Genomic DNA, 13,369 nt, shown 5'->3' with positions numbered 1-13,369 from the left:
CAACTTTTGCCATGCGAAAAACGCCTGCTATTTGTTAGCACTGCCGGTGGGGTCAAAGTAGGCGGGTTCGTTGCCGGGCTTCCATTTGATGTTGCAGCCGATCGACGGTTTTTGATCGATCGCTGCCGTCCGTCCGGCCAGCGTCTCATCCAGAGCCGCACGGAGGTCCACGCCCGTTACAGGCTCGCCGGATTTCGGTCGACTCCCGTCGAGTTGCCCGCGGTAGGTCAACTGATGCTGGGCGTCAAACAGGAAAAAATCAGGTGTGCAAGCGGCGCCATATGCGATTGCGATCGACTGATCCTCGTCCAGTGCGTAGGGAAATGCATAATTCCGCTCCGCTTTCTCAGCTTTCATCGCCGCAAAATTGTCCTCAGGATACTTGTCGATATCATTGCTGTTGATCCCGACAATGCCAACGCCATGCTGCATGTACTCATCGCTGAGCAGCTTGAGCTGCTCGGCGACGTGTTTGACGTAGGGGCAATGATTGCATAGGAATACCACCAACAACGCTTTGCTGTCTTTGAAATCCGACAGCGATACCGTGCCGCCATCGGTTTCGGGAAGCGAAAAATCGGGAGCTGCCGTGCCCAGCGGCATCATTGTCGAAGCAGTGCGAACCATGAGTTTTTGTCGTTTTTTTGGGAAGCCAGGCGAGTCTTGCCGTTGCGAAACTCGCGGGAATGAAACGACTGAAGTGTAACACTGGTGACGAGGGCGTGACAGGCAACGATCGCTGTCCAGGCAGCGATCGCAAATTCATCGGACGCTGCGAATCCAACGAAGTAATCGTTGTTCGAGCAGAGTCAGCCCATTAGGTCAGGTGTTGCTTGAACCAAGCGATGGTACGCTGCCAGGCCAATTCAGCCGCCGCTTTGTCGTAGCGAGGCGTCGTGTCATTGTGAAAGCCATGATTGACGCCCTCATACACATGTGCCTCGAAGAGCACATCGTTCTGTTTGAGCGTTTCCTCGAAGGCGGGTGCCCCGGCGAGGATTCGTCGATCAAGACCTGCGTTTTGGATCAGCAGCGGTGCCTTGATCTTGGCCACATCTTCGGCGCTGGGTTGGCTACCGTAAAACGGCACGCCCGCATCGATGATGTTGGGAAGCTGCACGGCGAGCTCGTTGACGACACCGCCGCCATAACAGAAGCCGACCGCCCCCACTTTACCTGTCGACAGCGGATGGGTGTCGAGCAATTTCGCGGCGGCGATGAAGTCTTGCATCATCTCCTCACGGTCTCGCTTGGCCTGCATCGACCGACCCTCATCATCGTTCCCTGGATAGCCACCCAACGGTGTTAGGGCATCGGGAGCCAGCGCCAAAAACCCCGCCACGGCGAGTCGACGCGTCACATCTTCGATGTAAGGGTTCAGACCGCGGTTCTCATGAACGACAAGCACGGCAGGAAATTTATTGCCTTCAGCGGGCCAAGCCATCAGCCCCTTCATTTCGCCGGCACCCTGTGGCGATGAGTAACGAATCGTTTCCGTCTTGATTCGTGAATCGCTCGGGTCAACCTGCTGCGCCCATGCATAATTAGGGCTGAGGTTCGAGAGCAGCGTCTCTACCGTCAGCCCGCCAACGGCAAATTTTGCCAGGCGGGTGACATAATCACGGCGAGACAGTCTGCCGTGAGCAAAATCATCGTACAGGTCGAGAACCTCTTGGTCGAACTCGGAGGCTTGTTTGCGATTCATGGACGCGCTCTCAATTTAGGATGACGGACAAATAACGCAGGGCAGGCTGAACACCCATCCTGCGCCCCGCGTGACTTTCGCAGGGCAGGCCCATCATTATACCGCTAAATCTCGCCCAATAGGCAAACCTTACTTCACGAGCTCGGCGAGCTCATCGTCGAGTTCGGCTTCGCCAATATTGTGGCGTACGACGCGCCCCTTGCTGTCGATCAGCATCATGGTGGGCAGCGTTTGGACTCCGAACTGCTTGGCGAGCGGACTGCCTTCGAGGCCCCCGTCTTCATACAACTGGATCCACGGCAGCGAGTTTTCTTTCAGGTATGCGATCGCCTGCTCGCGTGAGTTGTCGATATTCACACCTACAATTTGCAGCCCAGCACGCTGGTAACGAGCCTGGAGACTGCGCAGACGTTTCATGTCCTGCTTGCAGGGTTCACACCATGTCGCCCAGTAATGCAACACGACCGGACGACCTCGCAGTTGGCTCAGCCGGAACGGTTTGCCTTGAATTGTCGTGCCTTCCAAGTCGACTTCTTTGCCGACTGATTGCAATCGCACGATCGCTCCGGCGGCTCGTTCAGCAGCCCCCGTCCCCCGGAAATCCGTAGCGACTTGTTTGTAGAATTTGAGTGCATCGCCGTCTTGCCCTTCAAACTCTTTGCTCAATGCCAACTGCAGTTTAGCTTGCGCGGTTTCAGGAGCCTGCGGGTGCCGTGAAGCAAACTCGTTGAGCTCACCTAGCCACCACTCTTGGATTTTAGCAAAGTCCGCGTCGGGACTCTGGCGAGCGATGTATTCGGTGCCAATCAATTGATACTCGGTGTAGGCCCGCAGCGCTTCGGTTTGCGGGCTTTGCGATTGCCCCAGCGACTTCGCGAGCGTTTTGAGCCGAGCCAGACCATCGGGATAGGCACCGCTTTGCACGGCGACGCTGACCGTATCGACAAGTTGGCGGGTCCAGGTGTCACGTTCCTCTGGTGTCGTGGCGGCTTCGATCAAACTAGCAACCACATCAGCACGTTGTTTGTTCTGAGCGGCTAGGTCCTTGACCTCAGTCGTCTGCGCCATCTCGGTATCGATCGCTTCGAGCTTGCTGACGAGGATTTGAGTTTTGGTATCACCTGCATTCGACCCCGCCGCTGCACCTGCGGAAGTGCCACCGGGCGTGAAGAAATTACCACCTGCCTGAGCGATCGGTTCGCCTTTCTCTGCCAACACGGGAAGGTCGAGCAGCTTCCAGGCATCACCCGCTCGCATGATCGTGCCCACCAGTAATTGCCCGGATCGGTCACCTGATTCAAACATGGCAACGGCGTTTTCATACGCCAACACGTCTTTCTCAAACCCGGCCTCACCGGCCGGCATCAGGCCAGGCGACGTCGCAGCGAACTGCAGCCACTTCGATTGACTGTCGACGGTGTCTTGCGATCCGGCAAACTCTTTGAATTTCACTGCTGCCCGAGCTGCCTTGCGAGTCAGCGTTTCCTGGATATCACCACGGATGCCTGCATTCTCGATATCCGCAGGAGATGCCAACAGAGCAGCAAAGCGATTCGAATTCTGTGTCGCCAGCGCCGCAATCAACTCCATGGTGGTCTCCTCGGCTGAGATAACTTTCCAGTTATCAATGGTGCCGTCTTCATTGGCATCAATCCCCCACCGCGTGCCGCCGGTAGCCATCCAGCGATACTGGTCGGCCTTACCATTGAAATTGGCATCGATGTCGCGGTAGACCTCAACACCGTATTGAAAATAGCTCCACAAGTCGATTCTTTTATCGCCATTGGTATCAGCGAAGCGTCTCAACATCGTGCCGTCGGCAGCGACGACTTCCCAGCCCGACCAGTCACTGCGGTCGATGTCGCGCACCGTACAGCGGTCGACTTGATCGTCCTTGACTAATTCGTAAACCACTCCATCTTGCACCGGTTTGAGCCCGAGGGCCGCAGCGGCTGAAGGCGGTGCCGCCCACGCCGGGGAGGCGGAAAACAGAAACAATGCACAAAACCACATTCGATTGGCGTGGAAACGCAGTTGGGTTGGCAAAATCGTCTGAACGTCCATCACTGGGAATACTTTTTTCTTGGCCGTGGAAGTGAGCACCGAAGCGGCGCTAAGACAACAACCTCGATCATCCCCGGGACAACGGCCACAAATCAAGATCAGTTCCGAAAATCGGGGAATGGCACTTCAATTATAAGCCTGAGCGTCATCAGACCGCCGCTGTGAGCGGTTCTGCATCACGCTGCAACCCCGTGTAAGAACCAAACCGGCGAATGCGGCAGCAGTTTGGACCTGGACTGACGATGTCCACGAATTGTCCGAAGAGGACTCTAGCGAAAAGTTGATAATCACGATCCGCAATTCATTCGACGGACATCCATGTCGACAAACGTCCCCAGACGCTCAGCGTGCGGTGATGAAGTGCATTGGATATGATCAGGCCGCTGGCTCCGATCAGCAGAACGGCGATGATCGCTGTGGCTGACGCCGCCTCGCTGGCAATCATACCGGCTGCCACCACCATGGGAAGCAACGAAGCCGCTGTCAGATAGTATTGACCTCGGCGAACAATCCGTTGACGACGAGCTTCAAAGCCTTCGTCACGAAGTGTGTGCAGGAGGTATCGTGGATAGTATACCCAACTCGCTAATGTCGTCATCGCGAAATAGGGATAGATGATCGCGAATCCGCCACAACCGAGCGACGACGCGAACATATGCACGGCATTGAAACGATCGAAACCATCCGCCTCGAGACTCAATAGAAGCGGGATCGTCACTCCTGATGCAGCCCACAACGTGGCACCAATGACGGCAGCGATGTGACCGAGATCGAGTGTATCATCCATGCGTTCATGCGAGGGTGCGTCTCCGCTCGATACGCTTATAATCGATTGCGTAATGCTTCTTGAATAATAGATAGCTAGCAGGATCACAACCGGCATCACGGCGAGGTTGATCGCCCACGAAATGGCATCCAACTCCAGACGCACCGACTCATCACTAAGCACTTGGTTGCGGTTGTAGTGGAAGTTCGTGAACATCGCTGCCACATTGGGAACGAGCAGAACGACACACGCGTTCAACCAAATCGGCAGGGACAAAAGTCGGCGTGCAATCGAGCCAGCGGGCGGGTCAAACAGCCGCGCGGTATTCGGATGCAGAACCAACCGCAATTGCCCCTCCATGGCCGATGCATTTTTGAATCGGTCCGAGGGATCAGGAGACAACGCACGTTGCAGGATCGATTCCAATAGTCGGTCGGCGAAAGTCTGATCTGCATTTTCTACAGTGATCGAGTTCTCAAGCAATATCGGCCTGAAACGCAACTCCAATTGTTCGTCGATCGCTTGTACGGTGGTGGCTGCAGGCTGGGCATTCCCGAACGGTCGGTGGCCCCGCCACAATTCAAATAGCAACATCGATGTCGAGTAAATATCGGCATGATGATCAACCACGTGGACGCCAGTCAGTTCCGAATCACGATCGAATTGCTTCCTCATTGCGCGCAAGTGTTCCGGCGACATGTAAGCCAGCGAGCCGCCGATACCCGCCTGACTCGTTGACCTGGATAGCGTGCCCTCGCCAACGAAAACACTGCCGACCGAAACATCCGCCGCTGAAGCTTGGCTGGCATTGAAGTCCGCCAATTTCGGAATACCTTCAGCCGTTAATAGAACATTGGCCGGTTTGATGTCTCGATGCAGAACTCCGCGTTGATGCGCATGAGCGAGCGACCGAAAAATTTGAATACCGATCCAAGCAACCGCTGAGGGAATGCTCGCGTCGCTCAAGAACATCCGCGTGGAGGATTGATCAGGCGGCGGTTGAGCCAAATCGAAAAGACGCCCATCAATGCAGTCTAAGAAAACCTGTCCAGTCCGTGATGAAGATTCGGGCATCGCAGATCGCCATGCGATCACATCGGCGAGTGTGCCGCCGGGGTGAAATTGCATGTAGATTAACGACATCGTGGAAGTCGTCGACGAATCGCCGCTGACCACGCGGTGATCAAAAACGCGAACGATGTTGGGATGGTCCAAACGCGATAGCATTTTGATTTCGTCTTCACTCCTGGACGAAACCTTCAGGGCAACCAATCGCCCAATCGACATCTGTCTCGCAAGATAAACATCCGCGAACGAACCGCTTCCCAGAAACCGCAGAATTTCAAAATCGTCCAGCTTCTCTCCGACGCGGTAGCGTCGGATCAGCTTGGCCGAGCGGTCACCCATCCAATTGCCCTCGGCGATGAGCTGACCGATCGAACACGATCCCTTCGGATATCGACGATTCAGATTTGCGAAGTCGACATCGGCCCCGAACTGCCTCGCCAATTGAAGGTATTCAAAAATCAAATCGGATGTGACAGCGTCACAGGCGAGGACGTCATCGCAATAAAAGTCCAGGCTTCGTACGTGTCCTTGATACGCTGACAACGCCATATCCAGCTTGATCAATTCCCGGACAATCAATTTTTTGCAGGCAGAGTCAGAATGCCGAATTGTTGGAGGCATCGCCGACAGCAGATCCCTAGCCACGGAAACAGGCCCACGACTCTCCAGGCGGGTCAGAGACTGTTCCAACCATTCGTCGCAGTCAACGTCGGCGGACACGCCGGCAGACTCGGCATCGGGATTTTTGCTAGACTTCAACTCATCCTCCACTGTCGGTCCTTGGCCTGCAATTCCTGTCCAAGCCACCATCGTAACCTGCACCGCTGCAGGTCGGACGTTTCATTGACTTTCAACTCGGACTTCCCATCATGAATCCGCCTGCTGACGATCGGGATGCTGATCGGTTCGATCGCATTCGCAGCGGTGACGTCGACGCGTTGGCAGCGCACCTGGACCACCATCGTGAGCCGTTGATTGGATTCATTCGCTCGATTGCCAGCGAGCGATTGTTGACGATGATCGAGGTAGAGGATTTGTTTCAAGAGGTCTCCACGACCGCTTTCACGACGCTATCGACGGCCCCGTTGGATCAATACACCGTCGACAGTTGGCTGCAACAAATCTCGCGACGCCGTGTCATTGACGCCCATCGACATCATTTCACCGCGGCCCGCCGCGACGCGGGACGTCACGCCGCCGGCAGAGACGACGAGGGGAACGCTGGCGCCAACGACCTCGGGAATTGGTTGGTCGCCAGCATCACGTCACCCAGTGCCGCGGTCAGTCAAGACGTTCGACTGCACCGTATGAGAATAGCAGTCGATTCCTTGCCCGACGAACAGCAAACTGCCATCCGAATGCGGTACCTAGAAAACAAATCGACAGCGGAGATCGCCGCTGCGATTGGGAAAAGTGACGTCGCCACGCGGGTGCTGTTGTCACGATGTGTTCGATCACTCGAAAAGACCTTGGCCGACGTCAAGCCGACGCGGGACTGAACAGGGCTCGTTCGATCGCAAGAATCGGCAAACGAATCGATTTCCCACGAAAAACCTGGCCTGAACCGGGCGAAATCACAAATCGAAAACTTTATCGGTAACACGTCGCTAGGAGGACCGCTTGGTCTTTTAGGATCAAACCCGCTCCTAAAAAAGAAACCTCCTTAGCCCAAGAGAAGAACGATGCCCCGTCGCAACTCACGAAACCCAATCCGTGGATTTCAAGCACTCGAAAATCGCCAAATGATGGCGGGAGATGTCTCCGTTACGACTTCATCGAGCGGCAGTACGTTCGACCTTCACATTGACGGAGATTTTCGATCCAACCAAATTTCGGTTTGGGAAAGCAATGGGATCGTGCACGTGCAGGGAGAAACGGGCACGACGGTCAATGGACTTTCGTCCGCGCAAATCCCCCTGACCTCAATGGGGAAACAGCGGCAAACTTTGGAAGATATTCACATCGATATGGAAGGCGGCAATGACGAAGTCGTGCTCAGTGGATTGTACACGAATTGGGACGACGCTGACATTGACATCGACCTTGGTGATGGCAGCGACACCGTGCGTTTTTACAACGTGGGTGCAATCGACGATCTGATGATCGAAGGCGGCAATGACTGGGGGGCCGACAGTATCCTACTCTGGAATGTTGGAGCGGACGACATCGAAATCGAAACCGGAAATGGAAATGACGCCGTCCATGGATATATGGTTCGAGCCATCGATGAGTTCCATATCGAGACGGGACGCGGTAATGATACCGTCGGCTTCTTCCGGGCTCGCGCGGATGAACTTGACATTAATCTAGGTGCTGACAACGACTCCCTCACCCTTCAGGAAGTCAATGCGAACGACGTTGATCTTGACGGCGGCAGCGGCTTTGACCAACTCCGATTCCAACCACAGTCCCCGCTCCCCGAATGGACGATGAACTTCAACCCACTCGATGAAGCGGACGACTTTGAATTCTTCGAACAATTGTAGAGCGAGCGAACGTTTGTCGCGCTTCCCTTGGGCATTGTCGAATTCTAACCACGAGCTGTTTTTTCGCGTAAAATGGCGTCCTGCAGACAAGTGTTGACCTGTTAATCCCATTTTTCGCAGCGCCCGCTGAGGTGCCTGCCCAAAAACATCGAACTCGACAATGACTTTGCATCTCCAGTTGATCAGTACGTCGGTGATTGCCATTGCTCTGGCATGTGTGATGCCGGAGTGCGCCGGTAACGACGTTATCGATTCTTTGAACGAGAGTCGCGAAAAACTCCCCCAACAGTGGAATCCTGATCTCGCCGGTGATGTCAATTTTGAGTCGCTAGACTTCAATGGAGACCCGGCGACCATCGAGCGAACTCCCGCTGGGATTCGGCATCGCAAGAGCATGACCGAGGGAGTCCGTGAGATTCGCGCCTGCGTGTCGGTTGCCGGTGACTTTGACATCGACGTGAGCTATCGCGATTTAGCTATCAGTGATGGCAAGCCAACCTGGCACTGTGGTGTCGGCTTGATGGTTCTCCTAGACAACCGTGATCGCAACCGTGTCACGCTTTACCGGCGCCGCGATCGCATCAGCGGTAAGCATGAACTGGCATTGGCTGGCCAAAAAATGAACGATGAAGGAAAGGTTATCTACTTAGGCGGCAGGCAGGTCGCAGACAGTTCCGTCGCCGGTCGATTGCGGCTGGCGCGGCGGGGAACCACGGTTACCGCCTTGCAGTCGGCCCTGGACGGCAGCGGCGAACGCGTGATCGGTCGTGCCGCTTTCCCACTGGGTCCGGTCGAAGTCCAGGGCATCCGTCTGGTCGCTCAAGTCGGGCAGGGCCTCGAGACCAGCGTCATCTGGAGCGACTTACATGTACGCGCCGAGCAGATCGAAACTCACATCCTGCCGACCGAGGAAATGGGCTCTGCGGAGCTGGTAGACCAGCTCGATCAACACCGCAGGCTGCTGACAGACTTGACCGAGGATGTCGACGAATCCACCGGTGAGGGAGGCTTGACATGGAAGCTAACGCCGCACGCCACGATCGCCCCGGACGATCCCGGCTTTCGATTGCTCGTCGAGGCCTCCGGTGATGTGGAATCAGCCAATATCCTTAAGCGCTGCCAAGTCAATGGTGACTTAGATGTGCAAGCCGATCTGCACATCATCCACATCGATCCGTCCAGCAAACCATCCTCCAACAACGATGTCACGCTGTGCTTCTATGCATCTCCCCATAGCGCGGGCGATGGCGTGGGGCGACTCCGTGAAGATCAGACTGCGGAGTTAATCGAAGCCACACTGTCACTCCGTTACAAACAAGACGGTGCGAAAGAACTTAACTGCCGAACAGTCGGACGCGACCACTTAGGGAAGTTAGTTTATCGACCAATTCGGTCCGTACCAATCGATATGATCGATCAACTGCGGATCGCTGTGAGGGATCGAGCGATCTACTTTTTCTACTCAGTAACAGGTGCCGATGACACGGTCGTTTTGGGACGTGTACCAATTAAGAATGAATTTACGATCACTGCGATCGGCGTGATTCAAAACGCACGCGGGGCCCGTGGCCGCTCCGAAGTCCAATGGAAAAACATCCAGGTGTACGGCGAAAATTGAGCAGGGCAAACGCGGTACGCCTACAACCCCAAACCCAGAATGGAGGCTTACTAAGCAAAGCTGGCAAAACCCCCATCTGGGTAAATTTGACGACCTAGATCAAGACGCCCTAAAAGTCACCACTGAGGACTTCGTGAGACGCACGCGTTCCTAAAGCTCCCCATAAACCGAATGGGCTGGCGCTGCCGGCCGGCAAGCAGGGGGGCGACATGGAACTATTGACGACAGGTGACTGCTGGTTACCAGCTTCGATCGAGTCCGTGATGAACTTGATCGCACCATCGGCCATCAACACGTGCACTCCACCCTGGTGGTAGCTGCTCGGCGACATGGTGCCACTCGAGGAGTCGCCACCAGCGGTGCATAGCTCCGAATTGGGTGGGCGAATTGTGGTGATACCCGTGTACAGCAAGCCGCCGTCGGCCCAGCGAAATCCTCGCATTTGATTGCCGCCGTTGAGACTGGGCGATGTACACCCAGCGCCACCGTTGCACCAGAACTGAGGCCGGGTGGGATCGATGAAGTTAGCCTGGAAACACGTCGACGGATTCGTGTGCAACGCATTCCACCCGCCGGGCGGGTTATTTGCCAAATGGGTCGTCTTAGCGCGATCACCCAGACTCGTCTGCAACTCGCCAGCCATGATTGTGTTGGATGTCCCGTCAAGGATATCTCGAAATCCTGTGAACTGGCGGGCAACAAACACACCTCGGCACGAACTCGTTCGACTACCTGCGGAAACCCAAGAGCCATTGCTAAAAGTAAAGGCTCCGTTGGTTGTCCAGTCAGTGGAATCCCCTAAGGACGCACCGTAGTTAGTGCGTCCCAACGCTGGCGCGCCGAATCCTGGATCGCTCGGGCAGCGCAGCGCTTTGATGTCGGTCATCCATGGATCATACTGCGTCGTCCAGGGTGCAGGGCCCATCGCATTCCAAGCCTGGCCGGTCATCAGAGTTCCCGACGAGTACTGATTGGGATTGCTGATTTGCTGCCATAAAGCTTGTTGCTCCATAAACGGCAGTACACCAACCAGCCAGCTGAGCCGATAGCGGTTATTCGAATCGGCCGGGGTTGTCCCCCCTGCGTTAGCGTTGGGCTGGTAGGTCCCACCCATCGTCATCGGCAGTTTGTCGTAAGCCGAGTGATAGTTGTGAAGAGCGAGGCCGATTTGCTTGAAGTTGTTACTGCAACTCATCCGCCGCGCTGCTTCTCGCGCTGCCTGCACGGCCGGCAATAGGAGACCAACCAGGACCCCAATAATGGCAATCACCACTAATAGTTCAACCAGCGTGAAACCACGCCTTCTACGAAAATCTCTATTCATCCAAATACCTCTATTGATGAGAAAATTAATAATTCAGCAGCGCCGAAAAACGCTACTTGTAGTCTTTATTCGCAGCGGCTTGCTGTTGGTCATAGTCGTCGTACTCTTTTTGCTGCTCCGCTGCATCTAATACGGGAGCTTCCACTTTCCGGTTTTCACTATCACTGCAGCCAACTGCAAAATTCGTGGTGAGCAAAACCAAAGCACTTACAATCCAGCTCTTTTTCATCTTTTTAATTCTTAAACTTCTTACAAGGTGGGGATGGGTGTCCCAACACGAGGGGAATGGTGAAATCGACCAAGTCCGCCATCGTTCGTGGGGTTAAGAACGGTATGAAGGCCCAAGGATTCTGACAAGTGGCAAATTCCCGCCACCATGAAAATCCGCACAAATTACCCAGGTAGCAGGGCGGCTTATGACGGCTGCTCATCAAAAAACAGATGCCATCCTCTGGTACAGTTCCATTGCGGCCCTCCATCGGTAGCGCCCACTGAGTGTCGCGTGCCTAGCCTCCCCGCTCTCATGAGCCGTATCGCCGCCGTCAAATTGTCCGGGGATCATGACGCTTCTTTGGAAAGATTCTGTCCAGGCTGATACGTTGCTGGACATCGCGAAGGCGTCGGTTGCGAGGACTCGTGGTGACTAGCGACTTTCTCGGCTCGCAGGTCCAATCGCCATCCGGGAGTTTGACCGAGGGGCGTTTGCGTCACCTGGACGAGAGAGCCCTGAGTCCGGGCTGTAGACGGACTGCATGCGGCTGTTGGGATGAGGATCATCCAGTGCTGAAATCGCCATGTTGCCGGCCAGTTCCGAGGTATCGATGCTACTGCGTACCCAACCTGAGGCCGCGACGGCCTCGGGGTCAATTCGCATGGCCTGTGCGATCCATCCCTGAGCGGCCACTGAATCGCCGCCCGCGATCGAGGACGCGGCGAGTTGCAGCCGCGCCGTCACGTCAGACGGATTCTTCTGCGCCGCGGCGATGAGGCATCGTGTGGCCTCGTCGCCACGCCCGAGTTCGCGATACGCCAGACCACGCAGCAGATCAGCGCGGCCGGGAATGATGCCACCATCGGTTTGGTTGACCAGCGCTGATCCGCCCGATTCATTGAAGCGATCGAGCGTCGCGAGCAGCCGATCATGCCGCTTCTGTTGATGGTAGATCTCTGCCGCTTGCAACTGTACATATGGATAATCGGGCTGCAGCGACAGGGCGCGGTGATAGGCCGCCAACGCAGCAGGCGAACGGCCTTGAGCCATTTCACAGTCGCCCCATAGCGCCCACAAAGCAGCCCACTCGCGATCGGATTGAAGCGCGATCTCACATTGCCGCGCAGCTTCGTCGACGCGTCCCAGTTCGAGGTACATGCGGCCGAGTCGCTGCAGATGTTTCGGATCTCCCGCGCTGAGCTGGACGGCCTGCTTGAGGTGCACGATCGCCTCGTTGCGTCGCCCCCGGAGCCACAGTGTGTCGGCGAGTCCCCGATGCGCGGCATCATTGTTGTCCGACACATCAAGTGATTTGCTGAACAAGTCCTCCGCGACGCCCCACTCGCCTTGGCGAGCCGCTTTGAGTCCCTGCCGGGACAACCGCCGGGCCGCCACGCTCTGACGACTTTCTCCAAATTTGACGATGCTGCGGCATCCCAGCTGCATACAGCCGGCCGTGAGCGCAGCGGCGATCAACGATGCCCAGACGCACCGGCCGATGACACGTCTCTGAGGGGCAGAAACGGCAAATCGGCGTGTATGACGATCGTGTGAACTCGCGTTCAAAGAGTTCCTTTCTCGTTGGATCACATTGCACTGATATCAAAACCCTCACGACCGTTGCCAGCCGGAGAATCCGCAAATCTTTCCTTTCCGGAGTGACCCGCACGACCGGAACGTGGTCGCGAATCCCGGCAGAAATCGGCCGATCGTCAATATCGGTAGGCGATCGAGCGGACCCGATCTGTTTTTCACCTACCGCCTCACTTCTCCATTTTTGCCCGCAATCCGGTCGCCCCGATGTTTCCTAGCTCATTGACTGACTCCGTCGAAAACGCTCCCGGCCAACTGCTCGCCGAGCTGGAACAACGCCAAGATGATGTGCTGGCCCAACTCGACGATCTTGAGAACAAACTTCGCGATGTCCTGCGAGGCCTGAATGTGGAAGTGGATGACGTCGAGCTGGACTGAGTTTGCTATTTGATGGTGCGGCCGGGAGCAGAGTCCCGAAGCGGGGTCCGAGGTACGAGCTGCAGCGAGAATACGCTATCATCGATCGCCAAGCCTCCAAGCGAGTTTCACGATCGTTTTTGCCGCTGAACAAGAGCCTCACCATTTCCACCGAAC

12 protein-coding genes are annotated in these 13,369 nt (G+C 55.9%); 5 read left to right on the top strand and 7 right to left on the bottom strand.

The genetic code is table 11. The features are described 5' to 3' along the window. Positions 1 to 27 precede the first annotated feature (27 nt). Positions 28 to 627, bottom strand: coding sequence for a thioredoxin family protein (locus Poly21_RS15545; RefSeq protein WP_146407855.1), 600 nt, complete (start codon positions 625 to 627; stop codon positions 28 to 30). Between the two features lie 59 nt (positions 628 to 686). Between Poly21_RS15545 and Poly21_RS27590 the strand changes: the two genes are divergently transcribed. Beyond that, a complete protein-coding gene (locus Poly21_RS27590; RefSeq protein ID WP_302119087.1) occupies positions 687 to 821 on the top strand; it encodes a hypothetical protein in 135 nt (44 codons plus the stop codon). Here the strand turns inward: Poly21_RS27590 and Poly21_RS15540 are convergent. The 3 genes from Poly21_RS15540 to Poly21_RS15530 form a co-directional block, all read right to left on the bottom strand. Next, positions 818 to 1,705: a dienelactone hydrolase family protein gene (locus Poly21_RS15540; RefSeq protein ID WP_146407854.1), complete on the bottom strand. Its 888-nt coding sequence runs from the start codon at positions 1,703 to 1,705 to the stop codon at positions 818 to 820. The genes Poly21_RS27590 and Poly21_RS15540 overlap by 4 nt on opposite strands. Before the next feature lie 129 nt (positions 1,706 to 1,834). After that, positions 1,835 to 3,808 (bottom strand): TlpA disulfide reductase family protein, encoded by a 1,974-nt coding sequence (locus Poly21_RS15535; protein WP_302119085.1) that lies wholly within the window; start codon positions 3,806 to 3,808, stop codon positions 1,835 to 1,837. Between the two features lie 262 nt (positions 3,809 to 4,070). Further along, positions 4,071 to 6,362: a serine/threonine-protein kinase gene (locus Poly21_RS15530; protein WP_302119083.1), complete on the bottom strand. Its 2,292-nt coding sequence runs from the start codon at positions 6,360 to 6,362 to the stop codon at positions 4,071 to 4,073. Between the two features lie 110 nt (positions 6,363 to 6,472). Here Poly21_RS15530 and Poly21_RS15525 point away from each other — a divergent pair, with 110 nt between their 5' ends. From Poly21_RS15525 to Poly21_RS15515, 3 genes are all read left to right on the top strand, one after another. Continuing rightward, a complete protein-coding gene (locus Poly21_RS15525; RefSeq protein ID WP_146407852.1) occupies positions 6,473 to 7,102 on the top strand; it encodes an RNA polymerase sigma factor in 630 nt (209 codons plus the stop codon). A gap of 183 nt (positions 7,103 to 7,285) precedes the next feature. Next, complete coding sequence (locus Poly21_RS15520; protein WP_146407851.1) at positions 7,286 to 8,089, top strand: hypothetical protein; 804 nt, start codon at positions 7,286 to 7,288, stop codon at positions 8,087 to 8,089. A 160-nt stretch (positions 8,090 to 8,249) separates the two neighbouring features. Then, the gene (locus Poly21_RS15515) at positions 8,250 to 9,707 is read left to right on the top strand and encodes a DUF1583 domain-containing protein (protein ID WP_146407850.1); all 1,458 of its coding nucleotides are present in this window, start codon (positions 8,250 to 8,252) and stop codon (positions 9,705 to 9,707) included. Between the two features lie 109 nt (positions 9,708 to 9,816). Here Poly21_RS15515 and Poly21_RS15510 read toward each other — a convergent pair whose 3' ends face one another. From Poly21_RS15510 to Poly21_RS15505, 3 genes are all read right to left on the bottom strand, one after another. Beyond that, entirely contained in the window at positions 9,817 to 11,031 is a 1,215-nt protein-coding gene (locus Poly21_RS15510) for a DUF1559 domain-containing protein (protein WP_146407849.1), read from the bottom strand. A gap of 52 nt (positions 11,032 to 11,083) precedes the next feature. Then, positions 11,084 to 11,260 (bottom strand): hypothetical protein, encoded by a 177-nt coding sequence (locus Poly21_RS27585; protein WP_302119080.1) that lies wholly within the window; start codon positions 11,258 to 11,260, stop codon positions 11,084 to 11,086. Between the two features lie 414 nt (positions 11,261 to 11,674). After that, positions 11,675 to 12,808, bottom strand: coding sequence for a tetratricopeptide repeat protein (locus tag Poly21_RS15505; RefSeq protein ID WP_302119078.1), 1,134 nt, complete (start codon positions 12,806 to 12,808; stop codon positions 11,675 to 11,677). 234 nt (positions 12,809 to 13,042) lie between these two features. Here Poly21_RS15505 and Poly21_RS27580 point away from each other — a divergent pair, with 234 nt between their 5' ends. After that, a complete protein-coding gene (locus Poly21_RS27580; protein ID WP_302119076.1) occupies positions 13,043 to 13,213 on the top strand; it encodes a hypothetical protein in 171 nt (56 codons plus the stop codon). Positions 13,214 to 13,369 lie beyond the last annotated feature (156 nt).

The sequence above is a fragment of the Allorhodopirellula heiligendammensis genome, from assembly GCF_007860105.1.
Lineage (GTDB): Bacteria > Planctomycetota > Planctomycetia > Pirellulales > Pirellulaceae > Rhodopirellula > Rhodopirellula heiligendammensis.
This window is presented reverse-complemented; position numbering and strand designations above follow the sequence as displayed.

Coding starts and splice junctions, on each gene's coding strand:
- Poly21_RS15515 (WP_146407850.1), top strand. CDS start 8,250: ATGACTTTGCATCTCCAGTTGATCAGTACGTCGGTGATTGCCATTGCT.
- Poly21_RS15525 (WP_146407852.1), top strand. CDS start 6,473: ATGAATCCGCCTGCTGACGATCGGGATGCTGATCGGTTCGATCGCATT.
- Poly21_RS27580 (WP_302119076.1), top strand. CDS start 13,043: ATGTTTCCTAGCTCATTGACTGACTCCGTCGAAAACGCTCCCGGCCAA.
- Poly21_RS15520 (WP_146407851.1), top strand. CDS start 7,286: ATGCCCCGTCGCAACTCACGAAACCCAATCCGTGGATTTCAAGCACTC.
- Poly21_RS15545 (WP_146407855.1), bottom strand. CDS start 627: ATGGTTCGCACTGCTTCGACAATGATGCCGCTGGGCACGGCAGCTCCC.
- Poly21_RS27590 (WP_302119087.1), top strand. CDS start 687: ATGAAACGACTGAAGTGTAACACTGGTGACGAGGGCGTGACAGGCAAC.
- Poly21_RS27585 (WP_302119080.1), bottom strand. CDS start 11,260: ATGAAAAAGAGCTGGATTGTAAGTGCTTTGGTTTTGCTCACCACGAAT.
- Poly21_RS15540 (WP_146407854.1), bottom strand. CDS start 1,705: ATGAATCGCAAACAAGCCTCCGAGTTCGACCAAGAGGTTCTCGACCTG.
- Poly21_RS15510 (WP_146407849.1), bottom strand. CDS start 11,031: ATGAATAGAGATTTTCGTAGAAGGCGTGGTTTCACGCTGGTTGAACTA.